This window comes from Ruegeria denitrificans (genome assembly GCF_001458295.1).
GTDB classification, from domain to species: Bacteria; Pseudomonadota; Alphaproteobacteria; order Rhodobacterales; family Rhodobacteraceae; genus Ruegeria; species Ruegeria denitrificans.
In genome coordinates, this window is the sequence record NZ_CYUD01000010.1 from 1 (window position 1) to 22,683 (window position 22,683).

Below are 22,683 nucleotides of genomic sequence, written 5' to 3' on the forward strand. Positions count from 1 at the left end.
ACCCGCTGAAAAACGCCCCCCACACGGTGCGCGATCTGGTCGGCGACTGGGACCGGCCCTATAGCCGCGAACAGGCCTGCTTCCCACCGGGCTCAATGGGTGTCGACAAATACTGGTCCCCCGTCAACCGCGTCGACAACGCATATGGCGACCGAAACCTCGTCTGCACATGCCCCCCAATGGACGCATACGAAGAAGCCGCAGAGTAAATCAGATCACCCCCCGCCCCGAAGGCGGGGGGTACACCAACCAAATCAACGCAGCCAAATCAGGCAGGTGGAGGAGCGATGAAACACTATGTCCTCGGCAACAACCACGTACAGTTGGCCCGAACGGCGTCTGAACGGCTGCGAAACATCGACGTTTTTCTAAACGATCCCGAGGCCGAAGGCTCGGCTGAAATGGTTGCCGAGTTTTTTCATGCTCTGAATGATCTCGTCGAAGATCACACCTATGCTGTCACCTTTCGGAATACATCCGAAGCCTTTACTGGCGACCCCCTATATTGGGCGGGTCGCACTGCGATTTTCTGGGGCGGCATACACAAACCCTGGCACTGCGCCAGACAGGACAAGACGCGCATTGCACAGATTCTGAATCTGGCGTCACGCTCCATTCTGGTTGGGGGGGCTGCTCTGCTGCTGGCGCACAGCGCAAAGGCCGATGAGCCCCTCGCCGCCATCCATTCGAATTTCTCGGCCGCCGCAGAAGAGATCGGGCTGGCCGACTGCCACAAATCCACGCACAGATCGCCGGACGGCCGGGTACACAGCGCCGCTACCAAACTGAGCGCCCTGCGCCTGCTGGCGGAATTCGTGGCACTGGATCACGGCGAGCACCTGGCCGAAAGCCTGCGCGGTTATATCGGCCTGACCGAGCCGAAACGCAGCTGTGCCAGCCAACTGGCAAACCGCCTTATCCAACGATCCGGAGCCGATCCGATGGTCCGACAGGTGATCGAGAAGATGCTGAACAACGTCGAAGATCCGCTGAAGATCTCGGATCTGTCACAGGCGCTTGGGGCCTCGACCCGCCAATTGCAGCGACGGTTTCTGAACAAGACAGGCGTCAAACTGCTGACCACCTATCGCGAATTGCGGCTGGAGCGTGCCTATAGCCTGTTGCGCTATACCGACATGCCGCAGCTTGAGATTTCGACGGCAACCGGGTTTTCATCCGCCTCGGCCCTGGGGCGGGCCTTCAGGGCGCAGTATTCCACCACGCCCGAGGCCGTTCGCAGCTGCCGATTTGCCGGAGAGCTCACGGATAACGGCGCGCTGCACTAACCTGCCAGGCAACCATTGTCTGGCCCGTTGGTTCGGGCCAATCTGCACGAATTCTGCACAACTGCTGCAAAGGTTCTGCGAACCACTCCTGCAGACTTGAGGAAACTCAAGCAGGAGACTGATATGCCCAATGAACTTATAATTCGGGGATTGCCCCGCTCACTTGCCTATGATGGCTGGTGGCTGGCCAGTGAAAGTGGCGCATCGATTGACCCAACGCCCGCACCTGCAACCCCGGGAAAGGTTCTGGACAGCGTCCGAAGGTTTCCACGGGCTCCTGCACTGATCCTGCTTGTTCTGCTAGGCGATCTACTGTTTTGGGGGTACAAACCCGGGTTCTCACTGGCCATTTTCGCTTGGTGCATCTTTGCAGCCGCCTGGGTGAAAAACCTCAACCGCTCAAGACCTCTGGCGCCCGCAGTTGTGTTGCTGCTGGCCACCCTGCCTTTGGTGGAACATGTCCAGCTTTTGTCGATGACCTTCATGATTGCGGGGCTGTTAAGCGCGATCGTGTTGTTGCAGATCCCACCAGAGGTCAAATATCGCCAGCTCCTTTCCTGGCTGGCCGGTGGGGTATTGCGTCTGATCAAAAGGGTTCCGACTGTCGGGCTGAAGGATTGCGCAGCGCAGGTTCGGGGATGGCGCAATAACCTCGCGGTGCGAAGCGAAGCCCGCCGTTCCTCGGTGCATGGTTTCATCCGAAATTGGGCCTTTCCACTGGGGGGCCTGCTCGTACTCAGCACCTTGCTGATCAGCGCTAACCCGGTGCTGGAACACATGCTGGCTCGAATGCTTTTCGTAGATTTCGATCTGCTTGTGCTGATCCGCCGGATCGTGTTCTGGGTCGGGTTGGCATTGTTGATCTGGCCTCTGTTGACTGCCCCTTCCCCGGATACACGCATACCGGCGTCCGTCCAAAATTGGGGTATGTCGCGCCTGTTGAATGCCGGGTCGGTATTCAGAGCACTGGTCCTGTTCAACATCATGCTGGCCGTGCAGAGTGTCATGGACATCTCGGTCCTGCTTGGCGGCGCTGCTCTGCCTAAGGGCATGAGTCTCGCCACCTACGCCCATCGCGGAGCCTATCCCCTGCTGGTGACCGCTCTGCTGGCCGGAGCCTTCGCACTGGCAGCGCGCCCCTTTCTGGATCAGCACCCAGCCTTGAAGCCTTTGTTACTAGTCTGGCTGGCGCAGAATGTTCTGCTAACCCTGTCTGCCGCATTCCGGTTGAACCTGTATATCGACTCGTTTGGTCTAACCTACCTGCGGGTCTATGCGCTGATCTGGATGGGGCTGGTGGCAATCGGACTGACGTTGGTGGCCTGGCAGGTGCAACGAGGTCGTTCCTCCAACTGGCTGCTGCTGCGGGTCACCGTGCTGAGTGTGGGAACCCTTTACACCTGTGCGTTCATCAACTTCGCCGCGTTGATTGCGACGGACACACTGTCGCGTGCCGCGGATTCGGACAACGCAACCCGAACCGACTGGGTCTACCTGTGCGGCCTGGGGCACTCGGCGGCCAAGGCGATCTCAACCCAGATCGAAAAGCAGCCTTTCGTAAACATTCCCGATTGGGCGCAAAGCTGTGTGCATCCTGCCCCAACCCATCCAAACTGGCGCGAATGGGACTTTCGCACAGCACGCGTGAATGGCTATCTTGCGGCAAACCCCAAAGGCGAGGCGCAATGAAAATCCTGTTGGTTGATGATGATCCCCGCCTGCGCGATCTGGTTGGTCTGGCGTTGGAACGCGCAGGATTTCAGGTGATCACTGCCAGCGACGGCCAGAACGCTGTGACTCACGCCGCCCGCGAAGCGCCGGACATGATCGTTCTGGACATCGGCCTACCCGAGATGGATGGGTTCGAGGTCTGCCGCCGCATCCGCGCCCGGTCCGATGTTCCAATCCTGTTCCTAACTGCGCGAGATGATGAGATCGACCGAATACTGGGCCTGGAAATGGGTGCCGATGATTATGTCACCAAACCCTTCAGCCCGCGTGAGCTGGTGGCGCGGGTGCGGGCGATCCTGAAACGTGTGGCCGGGCCGCGACCTAGCCAGCCCCTGACACATGGGCAGATCACGCTGGACCCCGGTGCGCATATCTGCAGGCTGAATGGAAACGCCGTGTCGCTGACAGCGACCGAGTTCACCTTGCTGACCACTCTGATCGAACGTCCCGGCCAAGTACACAGCCGGTCGCAACTGATACAATCGGTTTGGGGCGCACTGTCACAAGTCTCGGACCGGACGCTGGACAGTCATTTGCGCAATTTGCGGGGCAAGCTGACACAAGCGGGTTGTACAGATGCGATTGAAACCGTGCACGGCGTTGGCATCCGCATTCAGGACACCACGGCATGAGGCGCAAGTGGCGCCCTGGCCTGGCCTTTGTTCTGGGCGGCGCCATGTGTGGCACTTTGCTGTTGTCTCTGACCGGTCTGGTGGCGTTCCGGTTTCTGGGGCCGGAAATAGGCTATCGCAACTCCGCAGTTCTGTTGGCAGTGATCATCACAGCGGCCACCGCAGTTCTGGGTTGGCTGCTGATCCGCCTGCTGCTGCGTCCGATCTTTGCGCTGGAACGCTTTGCTACGCAGGTGGTTCGAAATCCGGCTGACCCACTTTCGCCGCCTTCGCGTTTCGGCACCAGGGAACTTGGCATCACCGCCCAGCGCGTTATCGACATGGCCGAGACATTGCGGAACCGCGAAACCACCATCCGCAGCTTCTCGGACCATGTTACGCATGAGCTGAAGACCCCGGTAGCTACGCTTAGGGCGGCAACGGAATTGCTGAAGGATGATGACGCACTGTCGGCACAAACTCTGCGTCTGGTGGATCAGATCGCCAGCGCAGGCATACAGATGGAACAGCAGATCGAAGCCATGCGTCAGGTGGCCCGCGCACGCGAGTCCCGCCATGAAGGGTCAACAAGTCTGAACGAAGTGCTGGACGCGCTGTGCCGCGATTATCCAAACCTTGAAATACGCGTTGATGGCGGGGATGTGGACATCCCGATGGCCTCAAAAGGCCTGCTGGTCGTGTTGCGCCAAATGCTTGGCAACGCGCGAGAACATGACGCTCAGGTCGTGCACCTGTCAGCCATAAGCGACGAAACGCAGGTGGCTCTGCAGGTCCGTGATGACGGGCACGGGATCTCCGCCGGCAACGCGACGCGTGTGTTTGATCCGTTCTTCACCACCAAACGCGATCAGGGTGGAACTGGTATGGGTCTGGCCATCGTGCGCAATACACTGCGGGCACATGGCGCAGATATCACCCTGATGCCTGTACGCGACGCCGCAATCTTTTCGATCCGTTTCGAAGTCGGATAGGCGCGGATTATTCGCCAACTGGATCAGTATTGTCGAAAGAGATGATCAAGGCGCTTGGAATCGCAGACAACGCGATCGAAGGGGCATTGAAAATATTGAAATCGTTCAGCCACGAAATGGTTCCCCGATTGCCCCTGCACGCACATTATCATGCAATATCAATACCTTTTACGTTGGGCTTGCCTGTCGCTGGTTCTTGAGATTTTCTAGCGCCAACCACCAATCAAAAGGCCAAGCCTTCATGAGACTTGAATTCCATCATATCAACTTTGTCTCGGATAACGTCGAGCGGTTGCACCGTTTCTACACCCAGGTTCTGGGGCTGGCCGATATCCCGATCGAGAATTTCCCACGACCAGATGAAACCGACGACAAGGGCTATAGCGGCAAAATCCGCTTTGCCACCGATGGTGCCATGCAAATGCATCTGGCAGAGAAAAACCTCGACGTTGCGTTCAAACATGGTGAGACAATCAATCCAGTCGAACGCGGTCATATCGCGTTTCGCACCGATGATATCGAGGCCTTCAAAAAGCTGCTCGACGACAACGGTATTCCATATTCCGACTACGGCACCGCATTCGCGAAAGAGTGGCACCAACTGTTTTTCCACGACCCCGAGGGCAATATCATCGAGGTTCATCAGGCGGTTTAGCCAGTATCGGAGGCATTGATTGAAACAGGCCGTTTTGGTTGTCGACGTCCAACCCAGCTTTGATCCGCCTGATTGGCTGGTCGAGCGCAGCCGCCTGTTGGCGGCCAAATTCCCCTCGGTCGCTACAGTTGAACGTCATGATGAGGCCAAGGTTCCCTTTTTCCGGCAGCTCGGATGGACGCCGCGTTCTGTCGACGACAGCCTTGTTCAGGCGGACCGAATTATCCTGAAATATGGCTACAGCCCGCCCCCCGAAGTCATCGAACAGTTTCAAAGCTGGAAGATCGACCGAGTGCTGGTCTGCGGTATACAGGCCGACACCTGCGTTTTAGCGGCGGGGTTCGCCTTGTTTGACGCGGGCCTGCAACCGACCCTAATTGCTGACGCGGTGGTGGGGTCTTCGCTGGATCGCAGTGGCAAGCTGGGTGTGGAACTGTGGCGGCACCATTTTGGCCAGATTATTAATAATCATTTAGAAATCACTTGACCCGCACCCCAACCATTTCAGCATAATTATTTGAAACATTTGATAAATATGCTATTCTCAATTCACATATAATCGCTGTCTTTACGTACCGTCACGCTCCTAGGCGTTTAAATCAATTCTAAAGCGTCCATATAGCCGCAATCTCTAAATTTAGCCGTGCCTGAGCGAGAAAATGCACCGCCAGGCCCTCAATTAAACTGGATGGTCCCGATGAATTTTATTCTACGCGGTAGCCTGGTTACTCAAATCATCATCGGTCTTGTGGCCGGTGCCCTTCTAGCCACCCTCTGGCCTGCCGCTGGTTCGGCCGTCGGTCTGCTGGGTGACTTCTTTGTCGACGCGCTGAAAGCCGTCGCCCCCGTTCTGGTGCTGATCCTGGTCTGCGCCGCCATCACCAACCACAAGAAAGACAGCCAGGCAAGAATGGGGCCGGTGGTGCTGTTGTATATCCTTGGCACCTTTGCCGCCGCGCTGGTTGCTGTGGCCGCCAGTTTCCTGTTCCCGGTCTCACTGCACCTGACCGGCACGCCGCAGCTTTTGGACGCTCCGGACGGGTTGGCCGAGGTGGTAAAGAACATCCTGCTGAAAGTTGTGGATAATCCGGTGAACGCGCTGGCGCAGGCCAACTATATCGGCATTCTGGCTTGGGCCATCGGCCTTGGGCTGGTTTTCCGCCACGCCAGCGACTCGACTAAGACCCTGATGTCCGACCTGGACGGCGCAATTACCAAGATCGTGGCCGCCATTATCCGGGTCGCCCCAATCGGTATCTTTGGCATCGTGGCTTCGACCATTGCCGAAACCGGCTTTGAAACGGTAGCCAGCTATGGCAAGTTACTCTTGCTACTGATCGGCTGCATGGCGTTCATGGCACTGGTTGTGAACCCGCTGATCGTGTTCCTGCGCATTCGCAAGAACCCCTATCCACTGGTCTTCACCTGCCTGAGGGAATCCGGGGTTACCGCGTTCTTCATGCGCAGTTCAGCCGCCAACATTCCGGTCAACATGGAGCTGTGCCGCCGTATGAACCTGGATGAGGAAACCTATTCGGTTACCATCCCCATCGGCGCCACGATCAACATGGCCGGTGCGGCCATCACCATCACGGTGATGACGTTGGCGACCGTGCACACCATGGGTATTCAGGTCGACTTCTTCTCGGCCCTGTTCCTCAGCATCATCGCCTCGATCGCAGCCACCGGAGCGTCGGGCGTCGCAGGCGGGTCACTGTTGCTAATCCCGATGGCCGCCAGCCTGTTCGGTATCGACAACGCGACCGCCATGCAGGTGGTCAGCATCGGGTTCATCATCGGCGTCCTTCAAGACTCGGCAGAAACCGGTCTGAACTCGTCCACCGATGTGCTGTTCACGGCTGCGGGGTCATACAAGCAGGGCGATCCCTATCCCCGTAAGCTGCCAATGGAGCAAGTCCCCGCCTAAACGGCCTTGATCCCTATCCCACAACCGTCAGACTTTACTTGGCGGTTGTGGGTTCTGCACTGCCCCAGCCGGCCGCCCGCATTGCTGATGTCAGGTCCTGTACCGGAGCCGGGTCGGAGAACGTCCGGATTTTCAGTTCCTCCAAAGGGAAGTTCGGCCAGGTTCTGACGTATACTTCGGCAAGTCGGCGTGCCTCTACCTGATCGCCGTTTTTCCAATGCGCCGCCATCAGATAGGCAGTTGAGATTGGCCCGAACGGGCCACCACGCGCAATCGTATCCTCATAGGTCCGGATCGCGCCTGCATAGTCACCAGTGTGGAACTGTGCTGCGCCCAGCGCGTTTCCAGCCACGGAACCGCCCCCATCCTCGGCCATTGTCTGATAATGATTGGCTTGTGAAAGTACGCGTTCAAAGTCAGAGGTATAGAGCGATATCAGAGCGTCAAACTCAGCGATATGCGGGTCATCTGGACCCATGTCGGTTGCCCGATGCGTCAGATTGACGGCTTTGTCGAAATTCCCAGTGGCAAACTCGAACCACGCTCTGGCAGATAAAGCCCAGGGGGCGTCAGGTGCCAATTCCAAGGCATGGGAGCTGTTCTGATTGGCGGCTTCAAGCAATTCCTCGGCTACAGGGTCCCAAAACTGCAGAATGGCCAACATAGTTTCCACCTGCGCCGCCCCTGCATAGCCGCAGTAATACAACGGGTCCCGCTGGGTTGCCGTTTCAAACACCAATAATGCTGGTCGGAGCCGCGGCAAATCCACAACTGGAAAGATCAAGTCCCGACCAGCGTTGCACAGGTTCATCGCTTCGACTCGGGTCGGAGAGACGTCGTAAATCGTGGATTGATCGCCGGTGGGCGAAACCGGGCTGCTTTCCCCGAAAAAAATGGCCGCTAAATAGCCGCCAACGCCCAGCAGAACCGCGCCGGTTACAACGCCGATCAGCAACAGATTGCGTTGTCCCGCGGGACTGCCCGCGCCCAACTGAAACTCTGGCGCGTAGCTGCCGACGGGCAGTGAAATAACCACTGGATCAGTCGCGCCTTCGCCCCCGTAATACGCCTTTAGTTTACGCCGTACGCGGCCTGCATCGACGCGCACCACCCCTTCGCGCCGGGACAGGTCATCGGCGCTGTAACCATAGACGTCCATCGCAATCGTCTTGGCGCGTATTTCATCCGTGCGCCCGGCTAGCGCCTCGGTCACGACATAGGTCAGAAAGGACTGCATCCGTGCCGAGCCCCGGAAGTCCTTCGACGCAAGAACCCGATCCAGCGCCGACTGGATCTTTTCCCTTGGGAACGACCCTGCATCCCCCTGCGGGGCATCACTGGTCGAGGTGGTCAAGAACTATCCTTTCTAGGTAAGGACTTGGCGGCATGTTGTTACGGTAGCATGCGACTTATTACGTTCAAGACATATTCTTGGGCGGGCATGTTTGGGTGGCGAATCCAGCGGATCCCGTCCCTATGACAGATGATGACTTCTTTGCAGCACAGTTCCCCGGCACGGCACATCAACTGCAGGCCTTGCGCATCCAGGACAAGGAATTCGATCAGATCTGCGCCGACTACCATGAAGTGTTTCACGAGTTGGCGCTGGCCCCGCAATCCGCAGGCGGAACGCACGCCCGTTACCTCGCGGATTTGGCCGAAAGCGTCTCGGATTTGCGCAACAGTATCGAAAACTGGCTGCACGCCCCCGACTGCACGAACGAGTGAAAGGTTGACCATGAAACTCCGTACCCTTCTGCCCTTGCTGATCCTGACCGCCAGTCCGGCGCTTTCTCAGGACGCTCCGATCATCCATGATGGTGAGTTCGAATACCTGCGCGCTCAATTCGGTGCAGAGTGGGACACGCAGGATGCAGAGGTTGACGCCAGGCTTGCCGAAATCCGCGATGCAAATGGCGGCCAACCTCCCAATTTCCTGTACATCCTGATTGATGACGTAAGCTTTGGCCAGATGGGCGATCGCAAGATGAATTACGTCATGGGGATCGAAACGCCGAACATCAATCATTTGGCGACCGAAGGTCTGTCGCTGATGCGGATGTACACGGAACCCTCCTGCACACCGACGCGCACGGCGATGCTGACAGGCCGCCATCCGGTGCGGGCCGGGGTGGAAGAGGTCAAGGTTGCACTAGTGGGCGAGGGTCTTCCGGCCTCGGAAGTAACCCTGCCGGAAATCCTGAAGCAAGCAGGCTACAACACCGCTCATGTCGGCAAGTGGCATCAGGGCGATATCGAAGAATCCTATCCGCACAATCAGGGCTTCGACTGGGCCGCCTTCCCCCTACACCAACAAGTCCAGCTAAGCCTCATGACCCCCGAGGCGATGCGAGCCAACAACATGCTCGGCTATGTTCCCGAAGGACAGAACAACCAGTTCCTTCTGGACGAGCGCTTTAAACCCTACGGTTTGGTCACAGGTGTCGAGGCCGAGGCCGGAGGTATGGCACGCGAGATTGACATGGCTGCGGGCGAGGTCTGGACTCAGGCGAAATACGAAGACATGAACCTGCGCTATCAGCAACAGGTGCTGCAACAGCTGCAACGCGTCGCGGCTGAGGATGCACCCTTCTTCCTGCAATACTGGCCGCTTTACCCGCTGAATTTCGTCTATCCCGATCAGGCAATTTCGCGAAACGGGGGCTTTCACGCGGACAAGCTGCAATTGCTGGACGGCTGGATCGGTGATCTGCTAGACGCGTTGGAAGAATCCGGAAAAGCGGACAACACAATCGTGGTCCTGATGGCCGACAATGGCCTGATGTATCACTACGAGGGCACCTCGGGCCTCAACCAACTGATCTATCGCGGCGGCAAGACCCAGCATCTTGAGGGTGGTGTGCGCACCGATGCCTTCATCCGCTGGCCCAATGTCATCGAGGCCAACAGTGCAGCGGGCGATATCTTTCACGTCTCTGATATCTACACCACGATGGCCCGGATCGCAGGGGCGACAGACTATATCCCGCGCGACCGAGTGATTGACGGCATCGACCAGACCGCCCTTTTGCTGAACGGCGAAGGCCACGGACGACGCGATTATGTCTATGTCTACGAAGGCCCAGTCCTGCGGTCCGTGGTCAAGCAAGAGTTCAAGATGCACCTGCCCGCCCCCGGTCAGCCCGGCGCCGCGGCACCTACCTACAACGTCTACCGTGACCCGCGCGAGCAACATCCGTTAGTCGGGTATTCCCTTTGGGCCGGAGCCTCGTTTCAGGACATGGTCAAACGCCATCAGAAAATGATCGCAAAATACCCACATTCCGAGATTGGCACAGGCCTGCCCTATGAAGGGATCGAAAACCTGCGTCCGGAATCGGAACTGGCACGCGAAACTTTCATGAGCTGGCAATGAAGTTGGCCCGTAGAATTTTGCCATCAGATATCGTAATGTTTCAATGTGATAGAAATGCTGCGCCTTCGGCCACTGGTTGCTTCACACTTGTTTTTAGGGGGTAAAGAATGAAACTGACATGCTCGATCATTCTGTCCGCGGGGCTGGTTGCCACATCGGCCAATGCACAGGAAGACCCAATTCAACACGATGCAGAGTTCTACATCTTGCAGGCCCAGCACGCCGAACAATGGGCGCAGGATGACGCCGCGGTCGACCAAGCGCTCGCCGCCTTTATGGAAGGCAATGGCGGCAAACCTCCGAACATTGTCAGCGTGTTGATCGACGATATGGGATTTGGCGACATGGGCATCCCCGAACTGAACGCAGTGCGGGGCTATGAGACGCCCAATATTAACGACTTTTCGGATCAGGCCATGCGGATGGTGCGCATGTATACTGAACCTTCGTGCACGCCAACCCGTGTGGCGCAGATGACCGGGCGGTTGCCCGTACGCATGGGTATGGGCGACACAACCGTAGACATTGCCGGGTTTGGCTTACCGGAAACCGAGGTCACCTTGGCCGAGGTTCTGAAACAGGCGGGCTATGCGACCAGCCACGTGGGCAAATGGCACATGGGCGATATCGCGGAAAGCTGGGCGATGAATCAGGGGTTTGACTATGCCCAGCACGCTATCCACCAGCAGGGCCAGCTGACCATATTTAACGACGACGCGATAAAAGAACAGGTCTCGGTCGCAATCCGGGACTATGACGACAAATACACGCTGGACGGCTGGTTCCGACCGGACGCGGCTGCGATGATGACGGTCATCGAGGGCAAAACCGGCGGACCGATCCGCGAAATCCGCATGGATACCGGTGAACGCTGGAACGCTGCGAAGTACGATGAGATGAACCAGGCGTTTCAGGACAAGACGATAGAGGAACTGGATCGCCTCGCGGGCGGTGATAAGCCGTTCTTCCTGCAATACTGGCCGATGATCCCGCTGGACAACACCCGCGCCGGACGGTCAGGACCAGAAAGCGTGAATGGTGGTCTGTATGTGGACAAGATGCAGTTGCTGGATCAGTGGCTGGGCGACTTATTCGCACGTCTGGAAGAGCTCGGTCTGACAGAAAATACCGTGGTTGTGGTCATGGGCGACAACGGCCATTTCACCAAATACGCGCCGCAATCCGGATTCACCCCGCTGATCTATGCGGGCGGCAAGGGTGACACGACCGAGGGTGGTATCCGCGTTGATGCCTTCATCCGCTGGCCCGGCATGATCGAGGCTGATGGGCTACTGAACAGCATCATCCATGTCTCGGACCTTTATACGACACTGTCGCGCTTTGCCGGGGCCGATCAGTACATTCCACGGGACCGTCTGGTGGATGGGGTGGATCAGTCAGCCGCCCTGCTGTTTGCCGACGAAGCCAAAGCGCGACGCGATCACGTCATCGTCTATTCGGTTGCCAAGCCCGAAGCCATCGTGAAGGACCAGCTTAAGCTGAAACTGCCGGGGCCCGGGGAAAGCGCTATTCTGGCAAAGTTCTTTGATCTCTACCGGGACACGCGTGAGGAATACTCGGTCTCGACCGAGGTTGGCGCCTGGGGAGGGCAGGAATTCGCTCGAATTCTGGGCCGCCACATGGCCCGCAAAGAAAAGTTCCCAGATACAACCCCCGCTTATGGCGTGCCTTACGAAGGGATCGAGAATATCCGCCCTGAAACCCAACAGGCTGTCGAAGCGTTCATGATCAAACGCGCCTCGTCACAGCAGTAACGCGGATCAGGAGGGGCAAATGATCGGAAACATCCTCTTCGCACTTGGCGTGATCATCTCGCTTGGGATCGGCTTTATCTATTTCCGCGATCTGGGCGACATCTCGCAAATGTTGCTGAAGGTAAAGCGCGAAAACATGGTGCGGTTCATCCGCTATGAATATCGTCTGATCGGTATCGGGCTGGGCGCATTTGCCGTCGCAACACTGGCGTTTCTCCTTTTTGGTGGCGGATCGTTTTGGTTGTGGCTCCTGTCTGCGTTGTTGGTTCTTATCTTTTACGGCTTTCCGTATGTCTGGGTGCATCTGGGCCTGCGTAACCAGTTGAACGATGCGGCCTTCTTTCCGATCAGCGAGGCTCGCAAATATGTCGGCCCCACCGCGCCGGTCATCGTGATAGACCACAACGGACATGCCCGCGCGCACCCGGATGCACAGATCATGCGGCCTCATCTGGCCGGTGACGTAGATGGGTTGGGCGGTGAAGATGTGGTGATGACCTATTGTGCAATGGCCAACCTCGGCCAGGGATACACCCCACGGATCGAGGGTAAGCGTCTGGACCTTGAGGTGCTGGCCCAGCACGGCAACAACCTGATCCTGCGCGACAATGAAACCGGCGAGCCGATCCAGCATATCTATGGCTTTCTCGAAGCCGACCGTGACCCAGACGCAGACGGACCCGCCTGCCCCCTGCGCCCCGAGGCGCAAATGAAGCCGTGGCCCACCTACCGGATGACGTTTCGCGGGTTCCAGAAAGCCTTTCCAGATGGCGAGGTCTTTCTGAACAAACCCTCGCCCAACTTCCTGCTGCGAATGCTGGACATGATAACCGAGATCACCTTTGGCTGGGGCATCAGCCGCCAGCATCAGGAAGACGCGCCGGTGATGGACAATATGGACCGCTCGGACGACCGGCTGCCCAACAAGACCTATGTTTGGGGGATAACCATCGGCAAAGACGCTGCCTGCTGGACGGATGATTTCATTATCGACAACAACTGGATCGTCAACGCCACTGTCGGCGGACGCGATGTCGTTGTCAGCCTTGACCCGAAATACGAAAGCCTGGGCGTTTGGTACAATGACAGCGGCCAGCCTATTGCACATTGCGACTTCTGGGGCCAGTCAGGTCAGGGACAACTGCAACGAGTTGAAACGCTGCGCGCCGGAATCTTCTGGCACGTATGGTCCGAATTTTTCCCTAGCACCGACATCAATCGTGTCGGCTCAGGTGCAAAGGATTTAGAAAGCGTGAAGGCTTAGACCCCGCTTAAGGGGTCGTCGATTACGGAAACAATTTTTGGAGGGACAGAATGGCATTTGAGCAAAAAACAAAACTCGGCATCGTAACGACGGCCTTATTGGCGTCCATGGCCACAACAGCCTCGGCGCAGCAATCCGAATGGTCTTATGAGGCCACAGTCTATCTGTTCATGCCTGAGACTGAAACCAGCATTGAAACCCCCTCGGGCACGCTTGACGGGACACTTAGCTTTTCAGACGCGCTGGAAAACCTCGACTTTGCATTCATGGGTGCCCTGGCGGCCACAAACGGGCAATGGAGCATTCTGGCCGACTATAACTATACCAACCTGTCCTTCGGCGATACCGGCCCCGGCGGCGGCGAGCTTGAGACCTCGGTCAAAACGCAATTTCTGACCGCACTGGTGGGGTACCGGGTGCGCAACGATCCTTCGGTCAAGGTGGATATTGCAGGCGGTCTCAGGTGGTACAGCACAGACACCGATTTCTCGCTGACACCGGGCGGGGGCCCCACACTTACTTCAACTGCCGACGAAAGCTGGGTAGACCCTCTTGTCGGAGTTAGGGCACGGTTTACACTGTCGGATTCATGGACCAGCACGGCCTACGTGGATTACGGAGGGTTTCGCAGCGGCAGTCAGACGTGGTCGGTTCTGTTGACCGCCGATTACATCATCAATGACAGATGGGTGTTGCGGGGCGGGTACCGGTATATTTCATTCGACCACGAAATAGACGGAAACGATTACGAATTCGATCAATCCGGCCCCCTGATTGGTGCCACTTACCGGTTCTGAGAGCCGGGCATCAAAGCCATACCCTACCCATGAGCGTGACGGCGGTTGCTAGCAAAAACCGTCGCTGCATCCGCATGATATTCTGCCGCGTTGTCGAGCCAGCGCAGATATTGCCGGACATTGTTGGTGACGTGCTGACCACCTTGTGGAAAGGACAGGTTTCGCACAGCAACAGGATACCAAACGCCAATTTGCAAGAGCACGATTGCGCCCCCAACCACAATTGTTGCACTGACAAGCGGTGAGGTTGCCAGTTCGTAGCTTTGCGTGGCTGCAACCCACACGGCAAAACTAAGCCGCGTAACGGCCACCGCATCCGTAAACCGACGTAATCCCGGCAGAAGCAAAGTAGTCACAACCGCCGCCACCACGACGGCTACCATGTAAAAAAACCCAATGATTATAGGTGCCGGAATTCCCATCTGCGTGCCGGTGAAATGTGAATACAACGTCGCGCCCGCCACAAATGACATGCCGCCAACGACTGCAAGTCTGCGTCTTTCCAGATAAAGATGGCGTAGAATCCACTGCACGGCTCATATCCTCTTGTTCTTGTTGAGGATATGTTTGAAAGCTGAATTTGTGATTGATCTGACGGAATAGCGGCGAAAATGGGACTTTGTTGCGCGGTTTCATTCAATGACACCACAATGTCAGGCAGCCCTTACCACCTGCCGCCTCGAAAATGTTCGAGAGGTTATGCATGGCCCGTTTCATCTGACCAATAATGCCGCCGTCTAGGAAATCCCTGTTCGCATCCCATCCGATCCGACCGCCATTGCGCAAGGGGCCGTCTTTGGTCAGGACGCCGTTCGCATAGACTTTGGCCAGAAGCCACTCGTCGGGTTGAGTGATCTTAGGGCTCACGCTGCCTCCCCCATGAATGATCCAAGTTTCCAGCGAATGGTGTCAGGCCAGGCCTCGGGGCGGCCATCTGCGTCGATGTGAACCAATGTCGCCGAACACGTCAGCCGCCCCCCATTCCCACAACGAGCAGTCATCGTGTACGTAGCCGAGCTGTTGCCGACCCGATTGATCTGCAGTTGAAAGATCAACTGATCGCCATGGCGGCTGGGCGCAGGGAACTGGGTTTGAATTTGCGCGGTTGGTAAAGCACCTTCGCGGTGCAGATCGTGAAACGGCACGTTCAGCCCCTGATCAAAGAACGCCTCGATGCAATCATTGATCATCTCGAAATAACGCGGAAAGAACACGATCCCAGCGGGGTCGCAATGTTTGAACAGCACCTTTTGATGAAACTCGAACAAAATCAAACCCCCACATATTTTTCGGAAATTTCCGGGGTCAGGTCGGTGATGTCACCGGACCAAACGGTGCGCCCCCGTTCCAGAATGACTGCCTTGTCGGACACAGCCGCCAATTCCTTGAGCGATTTGTCGATCAGCAGGATCGCCACGTTTGTCTCTTGCCGCAGGCGGTGCAGAGCTGCCCAGATTTCCTGCCGGACGATCGGGGCAAGCCCCTCGGTGGCCTCATCCAGGATCAACAGTCGAGGGTTGGTCATCAGCGCGCGGCCAATCGCCAGCATCTGCTGTTCTCCGCCCGATAGCGAAACGGCCCGTTGGCTGAACCGTTCGCCGAGCCGGGGAAACAGCTCAGTCACTCGGTGCAGAGTCCACTCCCCCGGGCGTGCCGCCGCAATCAAGTTTTCGCGCACGGTCAGATCGGCAAAACAGCGGCGCCCTTCCGGCACCAGCCCCACCCCCTTGCGCGCGACCTTGTGACTGGGCAGAACGTGCAGGTCCTGACCGTCCAGCATCAACGTGCCGTCTGATCGGATCATCCGGCAAATGGCCTTTACCGTGGTGGTCTTGCCCATGCCGTTACGCCCCATCAGGGCCGTTACCTCACCCTGCGCCATCTCAAGATCAACCCCAAACAAGGCTTGGCTGACACCATATGAGGCACTGAGGTTTTCGATCCGCAACAGGGTCATGCCTCATCCCCCAGATAGGCGTCGCGCACCTCGCGGTTGGTGCGAATTTCGTCCGCTGTACCGGTGGCGATGACCTTGCCATAGACCAGCACGCTGATCCGGTCGGCCAGCGCAAAGACCGCGTCCATGTCATGTTCGACCAGCAAAATGGGCGCTTCCTGTCGCAGCCCGTCCAGAAAGCCCGTCAGCCGTTTCGATCCTTCGGCACCAAGTCCGGCCATCGGTTCATCCATCACGAAGGCTTTTGGGGACAAGGTCAGCGCCACCGCGACCTCCAACTGCCGCCGCTGACCATGGCTGAGATTGGCGCAGCGCGTATCGCGGTCGTCACTAAGGCCCACGCGTTCCAGCGCCGCCTCGGCTCGGTCGCGCAGTGAGGGCCGTTTCAAGGCGGGGCGCCAGAACCGCCAAGCCAAATGCTCGGCCCCCATTACGCCCAGCACTGCGTTTTCCAGCACGGTGTCTTCCATGCACAGTTGCGAAATCTGAAAGGTACGCCCCATCCCGGCCCGCGCCCGTGCCTGCGTGCTTTGGCCCGAGACATCCTGACCGTTCAGCAGGACACGCCCGGAATCCGGCTGCAAACCACCGCAAATCTGTTGGATCAGCGTCGACTTGCCCGCTCCATTTGGGCCGATGATGGCGTGAATTTCCCCGGATTTCAGATCAATCGACACATCATCCGTGGCTTTGAGCGCACCAAAACTCTTGTTCAGGTTCAGCGTGGAAAGGACAGGATCAGACATGGACCCCCTCCTTCCCGGTCAGCAGACCGATCAGCCCCCCGCGCCCGAACAGCACGATGCACAACAGGACCACACCCAGATAGACATGCCAGAAATCGGTAAGCTCACCCAAGAAGTGTTCCAGCGCCACAAAGACGCAGGCCCCGATCACAGGTCCCATCAAGCGCCCAACCCCACCGATGATGATCAGGACGATCAACTCACCTGACAATTGCCAACTGAACATTGTGGGTGAGACAAAGCGGTTCAGGTCTGCAAAGAGCGCGCCCGCCAGCCCGGTAATTGCGCCTGACAGGACAAAGGCCAGCAGCTTCAATCGCATCGGATTCAAGCCTACGGTCTCGACCCGAGTGGGCGTCTGGCGCGCGGCATTCAAAGCCAATCCGAAGGGTGAGGCCTGAAGGCGGGCGAACAGAAACAGCACCACGCAAAGCAGCGTGAAACAGATGCCATAGAACTGGATCGGCGCCAGTGTGTTCAGGCCGGGGAAATCGTTGCGGACATAGATCGACAGTCCATCCTCGCCCCCATATTGGGCCCAGGAAATCGCAAAGTAGAAAAACATCTGCCCGAAGGCGAGCGTGATCATGATGAAATACACCCCGGAGGTGCGCAGCGACAGCAGCCCGATAAAGAACGCCACCAAACCGGAAAGGATCATAGCCACCAACCAGATCACCGGCATGGACTTGGTTCCATCAGTGCTGAACGGCCCCAGATCAAGCGCCGTGTAGGTCTGCGCGTGATAGGCAAGGATGCCCATCGCGTACCCTCCGATCCCAAAGAACACGGCATGGCCAAAGCTGACCATGCCACCGATCCCAAGGATGATGTTCAACCCCACCGCCGCCAACGCAAGGATCACCGCACGCGTCACCAGCGTGATCGTAAAGGGCTGATCCGCCACAACGGCCCAAAGCGGCAGCGCCAGCAGACCCGCGATCATCAGCGCGTTGAAGTATTTTTCGTTCAACCTCATGCACGCGCTCCGAACAGACCGGTGGGCCGCCAGATCAGCACCAGCCCCATCAGCACATAAATCCCCATCGAGGCCAGCGCCGAGCCGCTTTTCTGCGCCGCGCCATTGTCCATGAACAGCTTGAACAGTTCGGGCAAGAACACTCCGCCCAGCGTGTCGGTCAGCCCGACCAGCAGCGCGCCGATAAAGGCCCCACGAACCGAACCGATGCCGCCGATGACGATGACCACAAAGGCCAGAATCAACACCGGCTCGCCCATCCCGACTTGAACCGACTGGATCGCGCCGACCAGGGCACCTGCCAGCCCGGCAAGTGCCGCGCCCAGCGCAAAGACAAGCGTGTAGAGTTTCGAGATATCGACGCCCAGTGCCGCGATCATCTCGCGATCATTTTCCCCGGCGCGGATCTGGATGCCCAGACGGGTACGCTCAATCAGCGCCCAAAGCCCTACGGCCACAGCCAACCCGATGCCGATCAGGGTCAGGCGATACAGCGGGTATTCGATTCCGCCCGGCAATGTGACAGGACCTGACAGCGCGTCGGGGATATCCAGAAACAACGGGAAAGAGCCAAAGACCCAGCGTGTTCCTTCAGAAAAAATCAGGATCAGCGCAAACGTGGCCAGCACCTGATCCAGATGCGGTGCGTTATACAATCGTCGGATCACCACCATCTCGACAATTGCTCCGGCCAGTGCAGCGGCGGCCAGGGCGGCAACCAGCGCCAGCAGGAAAGATCCTGTAACTCCTGCCACAGCAGCGGCCGCAAACGCCCCCACCATATAAAGGGACCCGTGCGCCAGATTAATCAGGCCCATCACGCCGAAAATCAGCGTCAGGCCAGCCGCCATCAGGAACAGCATCACACCGAACTGCAGCCCGTTGAGGATCTGCTCGATAATCAGGATCGAGGACATGGAAACTCCGGTGGTCTGCCCGCCCCGTAATCAGGGGCAGGCAGAAGGTCAGTTACATTTTGCACTCGGCCGCGTAGGCGTCAGAGTGGTTTTCCAGCGCAACGCCGAGGATCTTGTTGGTGAATACGTCACCTTCCTTGATCACTTCGCGTGCATAAATGGTTTGAACCGGATGATGGTTCGGGCCAAAGCTGAAATCGCCGCGGGTGCTTTCAAACTCAGCCGCCCGCAGCGCCTCGCGGAAGGCATCAGCATCGGACGGGTCGGCCTTGTCCAGCGCTGACAGAAACAGGTTGGCGGTGTCAAACCCCTGGCTGGCATAAAGCGAAGGCAAACGTCCGTATTCCGCCTGGAAGCTTTCGACAAACGCCGCGTTGGTCGGATTGTCGATATCCTTGTTCCACTGCGAGGTGTTCACCACACCCAGCGCCGCATCGCCAACTGCCTGCAGGATACCCTGATCAAAGCTGAAGGCCGGGCCAACCACGGGCAGGTCAATGCCGCTGTCGGCATATTGCTTGAGGAAGGAAATCCCCATGCCGCCCGGCAGGAAGAAAAAGACACTATCCGCATCACTGGCGCGGATCTGGGCAATCTCGGCAGCATAGTCGGTCTGTCCCAGCTCGGTGTAGATCTCACCGGCCAGATCGCCTTCGAAGAACCGCTTATATCCGGTCAAGGCATCCACACCCGCCGGATAGTTCGGGGCCAGGATAAAGCTGTTCTTGTAACCCGTACCATTGGCATAGGCCCCGGCAGCTTCATGCAGGTTATCATTCTGCCAGGCAACGTTGAAATAGTTCTGGTGGCAACCTTTGCCGGCCAGAGGCGATGGGCCCGCATTCGGCGACAGGTAGATCACGTTCTGATTCACCGCCGCTGGCACCACGGCCATGGCAAGGTTGGACCAGATGATGCCGGTCATCACGTCAACCCGCTCGGACTGGATCATCTTGTCGGACAGCTGCACAGCGATGTCGGGTTTGCGCTGATCATCTTCGATCACAACCTCAATGTCGTCGCGGCCTGATTGCGCAATGGCCAGCATGAACCCGTCCCGCACGTCGATGCCCAAACCGGCGCCACCGCCGGACAGCGTTGTGATCATCCCGACCTTGACTTCGGCCAGCGCGCCAGTGGAGCACAGAGCGGATACCGCAGCGGCCGCTAGAAACTTTTTCATCTTCATCTCCCTTCGTTGGTAATTCGAACGCACCTCTTTCCGGTCTTCCCCGCGTTCATTCTATGCCCCTGACAGGGCGTTCTTTTTTAGTATTCCGCTATTCAGACCGATCCCGCCCCATTCGTCGAGAGGAATTTCCACCTGAACCGCTGAAATTTCTTGTAAGACCGTGCATGACCAACCGGCCAATGTCGCTGGCTACAGTCTCGGTCCCGTCCCCGTTCAAACCCTGCTTTGCGCAGCTTTTGACTAAACCATCAGTGCTTGCGGGCGGTGTTTTTGTAATTCTCGATACTCACGTTCATGTCGTGGAAAGGTTTGTTCCAATTCGGTCGCTACAGTTCCGAACTGCAAACATTGCCAGACTCAGGTGAACATAACTTGCGGCGTTGGGCTTTCTGCTTGAGTCTGAGGTGTAGTCCAGCAAGGCCTTGTCATCGTATCCTCTTGGCCTTTTCGAAGTCACGCTGAGTCTGCTTGAAGACATCGCCAACCGCGACCTGATGACCTGCACCAATGCGCAGGTCCGCTAAATATCTCGAACAAAGGCCAGAACTGCGTTACAGCACCGGGACGCGCGGGAGACTGCAAATTTCCACGTCATCGCGGACAGCATCGCTCGGCAGAATGCTAACCCTCAGAAGGTCGGCGCGATCATGGTGGCGTAGTTATCGGCCAACGCATCCGCATCTGTGCGGTTGAATTTGACCGAGGGCAACGCCTGCATGTCGATCAATGCTGCGTTGTCGAACAGTTTCGCCAGATCGACGATCAGGTTGACCTCTTGCTTTCCATCCGCCAGAGCCTCTGCCGGAATTGAAAATTCAACCTCGCGCGCGTTCTCGGAAAACCCAACGTGATAGACCAGAGGGGACACGTCCTCACCCACTTGCAGCGCCCCTTCGAACACGACGAATTTATAACCGACTTCCCAATTCCAGGCCATCTGGCTGTTAGGATCCAGATCCCCGCGCGCTTCAATCGAGGTATTCGCCGCCGGGTCGACACCGATCAGGAACCGCACGGTTTCAACCGATGGTAGCGGCACCTCAGGCAAGGTGATCGAATGTGCGCTGTCGGCATTGTCAAAGCGCAGCAAGTGATAGCTGTCAGGTTCGGCATAGGTTTCACCGCCATGCCCGAAAGACAGGTTGCTTAGGTAGAACCTGAAGTCGCGAACCCTGAACTGACCCTGCCCGCCTGGATTTTCATAGATGAATTGATCATAAATCAGGGGCTCATCCCCCATCTGAGCGTGGAATGTCAGCGTGATCGGCGTGGCTTTGTTTTGCCCCGAGTTCAGAACAAACCACCCCGCGATCAGGGCCACAAAGGCTGAAATTACAATGATCGGACGCATCACGACCCTCCCTCGATCGGGTTGGAAAACTGCGGGTTGGTCAGAAACGCCTCATCCGTCAGAGTGTCGAGAAAGGCGATGATGGCTTGGATTTCATCTGGCGTCATGCGCAGACCCACTGTGCCCTGCCCAGCCTCGGGTGCGTTGTCGGCTTCAAGGATCAACGGGCTGAGCGTATCGCTGACCACGATACCATCGTTGTAGTGGTCCATCACGTCCTCCAGCGTGTCGAACCGACCGTCATGCATGTAGGGAGCTGTGACGGCGATGTTGCGCAGGGTCGGAACCTTGAAAAACCCCTTATGCGCCGGGTTGCCCGTCACCGCCATCAGACCATCAGGCATGGTTTCATCCGAATCCAGCCCGTTGTTGGAAAACCCGTCCAGCGCATCGCGAAACCCCGAGGTCAGAAACTGACTGTGGCAATCGATGCAATTGCCGCCCCGCAGGGACACCTTGGTATCGGGATGCGCCATGAACAGCTTGCGCCCGTGTTCTTCCTGCGCAGTCAACCGGACCTCGCCCCGCAGGTACTGATCGTACTTCGAGTTTGATGAGATCAAAAGCCGCATAAAAGTCGCCAGCGCCTTGGCTGTATTTTCGGGCGTGACCGAGCCATAGGCCTGGCGAAACATCTTGCGATAAGACCCCGAGACCCGAAGCTCCTCCATCAGAGCGTCGATATCCTGCCCCATCTCCTCTGGATGCTGAATCGGCATCAATGCCTGTTCCTCCAGCGAGGTCGCGCGGCCGTCCCAGAAAAACCTCTCCTGCCCCCATAACAGATTGGCGAGACTCATCGAGCTAAAATCCAGCTCTCCACCTGACAATGTCGGCGATTTTGCCAGTCCATCGGTGAACGCCAACTCCTGCACGTGGCAGGTGGCGCAGGATACCTCATTGTTGCCTGACAGGATGGGGTCATAGAACAGGTGCCGGCCCAGGGTGAACGCCTCTTGCGTCATCGCGTTGTCGGGCGGAACTGCAAACCGTCCGAACACAAAGGGTGCCGAAAAATCGGCAATTGGCGTCGCTGTCGGGCCGCGTACGCGATCCCAGACCACCCAACCGGCCGCCGCAACCCCAGCGGCAGCCAGAATCAACACAACCCAACGCATTCCACCCCC

At 57.6% G+C, this 22,683-nt stretch carries 24 protein-coding genes; 13 read left to right on the plus strand and 11 right to left on the minus strand.

Annotated elements, in window-relative coordinates:
- The 8 genes from RUE5091_RS15340 to sstT form a co-directional block, all read left to right on the plus strand.
- On the plus strand, positions 1-209 hold a 209-nt coding region (locus RUE5091_RS15340; protein WP_131726320.1), incomplete at its 5' end, for a hypothetical protein.
- A gap of 78 nt (positions 210-287) precedes the next feature.
- A complete protein-coding gene (locus RUE5091_RS15345) occupies positions 288-1,286 on the plus strand; it encodes a helix-turn-helix domain-containing protein (RefSeq protein ID WP_058282823.1) in 999 nt (332 codons plus the stop codon).
- A 123-nt stretch (positions 1,287-1,409) separates the two neighbouring features.
- Positions 1,410-2,975 (plus strand): DUF4153 domain-containing protein, encoded by a 1,566-nt coding sequence (locus RUE5091_RS15350; protein WP_058282824.1) that lies wholly within the window; start codon positions 1,410-1,412, stop codon positions 2,973-2,975.
- The gene (locus tag RUE5091_RS15355) at positions 2,972-3,649 is read left to right on the plus strand and encodes a response regulator transcription factor (RefSeq protein WP_058282825.1); all 678 of its coding nucleotides are present in this window, start codon (positions 2,972-2,974) and stop codon (positions 3,647-3,649) included. The genes RUE5091_RS15350 and RUE5091_RS15355 overlap by 4 nt, the downstream gene beginning before the upstream one ends.
- Positions 3,646-4,620, plus strand: a complete 975-nt coding sequence (locus RUE5091_RS15360) for a sensor histidine kinase (protein ID WP_058282826.1) — start codon at positions 3,646-3,648, stop codon at positions 4,618-4,620. The genes RUE5091_RS15355 and RUE5091_RS15360 overlap by 4 nt, the downstream gene beginning before the upstream one ends.
- Before the next feature lie 241 nt (positions 4,621-4,861).
- Positions 4,862-5,275, plus strand: a complete 414-nt coding sequence (locus RUE5091_RS15365) for a VOC family protein (protein WP_058282827.1) — start codon at positions 4,862-4,864, stop codon at positions 5,273-5,275.
- 19 nt (positions 5,276-5,294) lie between these two features.
- Entirely contained in the window at positions 5,295-5,762 is a 468-nt protein-coding gene (locus RUE5091_RS15370) for a cysteine hydrolase family protein (RefSeq protein WP_058282828.1), read from the plus strand.
- A gap of 210 nt (positions 5,763-5,972) precedes the next feature.
- A complete protein-coding gene (gene sstT / locus RUE5091_RS15375) occupies positions 5,973-7,202 on the plus strand; it encodes a serine/threonine transporter SstT (protein WP_058282999.1) in 1,230 nt (409 codons plus the stop codon).
- A 34-nt stretch (positions 7,203-7,236) separates the two neighbouring features.
- Here sstT and RUE5091_RS15380 read toward each other — a convergent pair whose 3' ends face one another.
- Positions 7,237-8,556 carry a tetratricopeptide repeat protein gene (locus RUE5091_RS15380; RefSeq protein WP_058282829.1) on the minus strand — a complete coding sequence of 440 codons (1,320 nt, stop codon included), beginning with the start codon at positions 8,554-8,556 and terminating at the stop codon, positions 7,237-7,239.
- Positions 8,557-8,678: 122 nt separating this feature from the next.
- Here RUE5091_RS15380 and RUE5091_RS15385 point away from each other — a divergent pair, with 122 nt between their 5' ends.
- From RUE5091_RS15385 to RUE5091_RS15405, 5 genes are all read left to right on the plus strand, one after another.
- Positions 8,679-8,930: a hypothetical protein gene (locus tag RUE5091_RS15385; protein WP_058282830.1), complete on the plus strand. Its 252-nt coding sequence runs from the start codon at positions 8,679-8,681 to the stop codon at positions 8,928-8,930.
- 10 nt (positions 8,931-8,940) lie between these two features.
- Positions 8,941-10,578 carry a sulfatase-like hydrolase/transferase gene (locus RUE5091_RS15390; RefSeq protein WP_058282831.1) on the plus strand — a complete coding sequence of 546 codons (1,638 nt, stop codon included), beginning with the start codon at positions 8,941-8,943 and terminating at the stop codon, positions 10,576-10,578.
- 107 nt (positions 10,579-10,685) lie between these two features.
- On the plus strand, positions 10,686-12,353 hold the full coding sequence (locus RUE5091_RS15395; protein ID WP_058282832.1) for a sulfatase-like hydrolase/transferase: 1,668 nt from the start codon (positions 10,686-10,688) through the stop codon (positions 12,351-12,353).
- 19 nt (positions 12,354-12,372) lie between these two features.
- On the plus strand, positions 12,373-13,617 hold the full coding sequence (locus RUE5091_RS15400) for a DUF3179 domain-containing (seleno)protein (protein ID WP_058282833.1): 1,245 nt from the start codon (positions 12,373-12,375) through the stop codon (positions 13,615-13,617).
- A 50-nt stretch (positions 13,618-13,667) separates the two neighbouring features.
- Positions 13,668-14,414, plus strand: coding sequence for a porin family protein (locus RUE5091_RS15405; protein ID WP_082643678.1), 747 nt, complete (start codon positions 13,668-13,670; stop codon positions 14,412-14,414).
- A 23-nt stretch (positions 14,415-14,437) separates the two neighbouring features.
- Here RUE5091_RS15405 and RUE5091_RS15410 read toward each other — a convergent pair whose 3' ends face one another.
- The 10 genes from RUE5091_RS15410 to RUE5091_RS15455 form a co-directional block, all read right to left on the minus strand.
- Positions 14,438-14,947, minus strand: a complete 510-nt coding sequence (locus tag RUE5091_RS15410) for a hypothetical protein (protein WP_131726321.1) — start codon at positions 14,945-14,947, stop codon at positions 14,438-14,440.
- Between the two features lie 103 nt (positions 14,948-15,050).
- Positions 15,051-15,281, minus strand: coding sequence for a RidA family protein (locus RUE5091_RS15415; RefSeq protein WP_058282835.1), 231 nt, complete (start codon positions 15,279-15,281; stop codon positions 15,051-15,053).
- On the minus strand, positions 15,278-15,682 hold the full coding sequence (locus tag RUE5091_RS15420) for an acyl-CoA thioesterase (protein WP_058283001.1): 405 nt from the start codon (positions 15,680-15,682) through the stop codon (positions 15,278-15,280). The genes RUE5091_RS15415 and RUE5091_RS15420 overlap by 4 nt, the downstream gene beginning before the upstream one ends.
- Before the next feature lie 2 nt (positions 15,683-15,684).
- Positions 15,685-16,371 carry an ABC transporter ATP-binding protein gene (locus tag RUE5091_RS15425; RefSeq protein ID WP_058282836.1) on the minus strand — a complete coding sequence of 229 codons (687 nt, stop codon included), beginning with the start codon at positions 16,369-16,371 and terminating at the stop codon, positions 15,685-15,687.
- Positions 16,368-17,117, minus strand: a complete 750-nt coding sequence (locus RUE5091_RS15430) for an ABC transporter ATP-binding protein (protein ID WP_058282837.1) — start codon at positions 17,115-17,117, stop codon at positions 16,368-16,370. Before RUE5091_RS15430 ends, RUE5091_RS15425 begins: the two co-directional genes overlap by 4 nt.
- On the minus strand, positions 17,110-18,096 hold the full coding sequence (locus tag RUE5091_RS15435) for a branched-chain amino acid ABC transporter permease (protein WP_058282838.1): 987 nt from the start codon (positions 18,094-18,096) through the stop codon (positions 17,110-17,112). The genes RUE5091_RS15430 and RUE5091_RS15435 overlap by 8 nt, the downstream gene beginning before the upstream one ends.
- Positions 18,093-19,013 (minus strand): branched-chain amino acid ABC transporter permease, encoded by a 921-nt coding sequence (locus RUE5091_RS15440; RefSeq protein WP_058282839.1) that lies wholly within the window; start codon positions 19,011-19,013, stop codon positions 18,093-18,095. Before RUE5091_RS15440 ends, RUE5091_RS15435 begins: the two co-directional genes overlap by 4 nt.
- A 52-nt stretch (positions 19,014-19,065) precedes the next feature.
- Positions 19,066-20,196, minus strand: a complete 1,131-nt coding sequence (locus RUE5091_RS15445; RefSeq protein ID WP_243470797.1) for an ABC transporter substrate-binding protein — start codon at positions 20,194-20,196, stop codon at positions 19,066-19,068.
- A gap of 637 nt (positions 20,197-20,833) precedes the next feature.
- A complete protein-coding gene (locus RUE5091_RS15450) occupies positions 20,834-21,556 on the minus strand; it encodes an MbnP family protein (RefSeq protein WP_058282841.1) in 723 nt (240 codons plus the stop codon).
- A complete protein-coding gene (locus tag RUE5091_RS15455) occupies positions 21,556-22,674 on the minus strand; it encodes a cytochrome-c peroxidase (protein WP_058282842.1) in 1,119 nt (372 codons plus the stop codon). Before RUE5091_RS15455 ends, RUE5091_RS15450 begins: the two co-directional genes overlap by 1 nt.
- Positions 22,675-22,683: the final 9 nt, after the last annotated feature.

Excerpts from the sequence above, each read along its gene's own strand:
- RUE5091_RS15345 (WP_058282823.1), top strand. The coding sequence starts at position 288 with ATGAAACACTATGTCCTCGGCAACAACCACGTACAGTTGGCCCGAACG.
- RUE5091_RS15350 (WP_058282824.1), top strand. The coding sequence starts at position 1,410 with ATGCCCAATGAACTTATAATTCGGGGATTGCCCCGCTCACTTGCCTAT.
- RUE5091_RS15355 (WP_058282825.1), top strand. The coding sequence starts at position 2,972 with ATGAAAATCCTGTTGGTTGATGATGATCCCCGCCTGCGCGATCTGGTT.
- RUE5091_RS15360 (WP_058282826.1), top strand. The coding sequence starts at position 3,646 with ATGAGGCGCAAGTGGCGCCCTGGCCTGGCCTTTGTTCTGGGCGGCGCC.
- RUE5091_RS15365 (WP_058282827.1), top strand. The coding sequence starts at position 4,862 with ATGAGACTTGAATTCCATCATATCAACTTTGTCTCGGATAACGTCGAG.
- sstT (WP_058282999.1), top strand. The coding sequence starts at position 5,973 with ATGAATTTTATTCTACGCGGTAGCCTGGTTACTCAAATCATCATCGGT.
- RUE5091_RS15385 (WP_058282830.1), top strand. The coding sequence starts at position 8,679 with ATGACAGATGATGACTTCTTTGCAGCACAGTTCCCCGGCACGGCACAT.
- RUE5091_RS15390 (WP_058282831.1), top strand. The coding sequence starts at position 8,941 with ATGAAACTCCGTACCCTTCTGCCCTTGCTGATCCTGACCGCCAGTCCG.
- RUE5091_RS15395 (WP_058282832.1), top strand. The coding sequence starts at position 10,686 with ATGAAACTGACATGCTCGATCATTCTGTCCGCGGGGCTGGTTGCCACA.
- RUE5091_RS15400 (WP_058282833.1), top strand. The coding sequence starts at position 12,373 with ATGATCGGAAACATCCTCTTCGCACTTGGCGTGATCATCTCGCTTGGG.
- RUE5091_RS15405 (WP_082643678.1), top strand. The coding sequence starts at position 13,668 with ATGGCATTTGAGCAAAAAACAAAACTCGGCATCGTAACGACGGCCTTA.
- RUE5091_RS15425 (WP_058282836.1), bottom strand. The coding sequence starts at position 16,371 with ATGACCCTGTTGCGGATCGAAAACCTCAGTGCCTCATATGGTGTCAGC.
- RUE5091_RS15430 (WP_058282837.1), bottom strand. The coding sequence starts at position 17,117 with ATGTCTGATCCTGTCCTTTCCACGCTGAACCTGAACAAGAGTTTTGGT.
- RUE5091_RS15435 (WP_058282838.1), bottom strand. The coding sequence starts at position 18,096 with ATGAGGTTGAACGAAAAATACTTCAACGCGCTGATGATCGCGGGTCTG.
- RUE5091_RS15440 (WP_058282839.1), bottom strand. The coding sequence starts at position 19,013 with ATGTCCTCGATCCTGATTATCGAGCAGATCCTCAACGGGCTGCAGTTC.
- RUE5091_RS15445 (WP_243470797.1), bottom strand. The coding sequence starts at position 20,196 with ATGAAAAAGTTTCTAGCGGCCGCTGCGGTATCCGCTCTGTGCTCCACT.
- RUE5091_RS15450 (WP_058282841.1), bottom strand. The coding sequence starts at position 21,556 with ATGCGTCCGATCATTGTAATTTCAGCCTTTGTGGCCCTGATCGCGGGG.
- RUE5091_RS15455 (WP_058282842.1), bottom strand. The coding sequence starts at position 22,674 with ATGCGTTGGGTTGTGTTGATTCTGGCTGCCGCTGGGGTTGCGGCGGCC.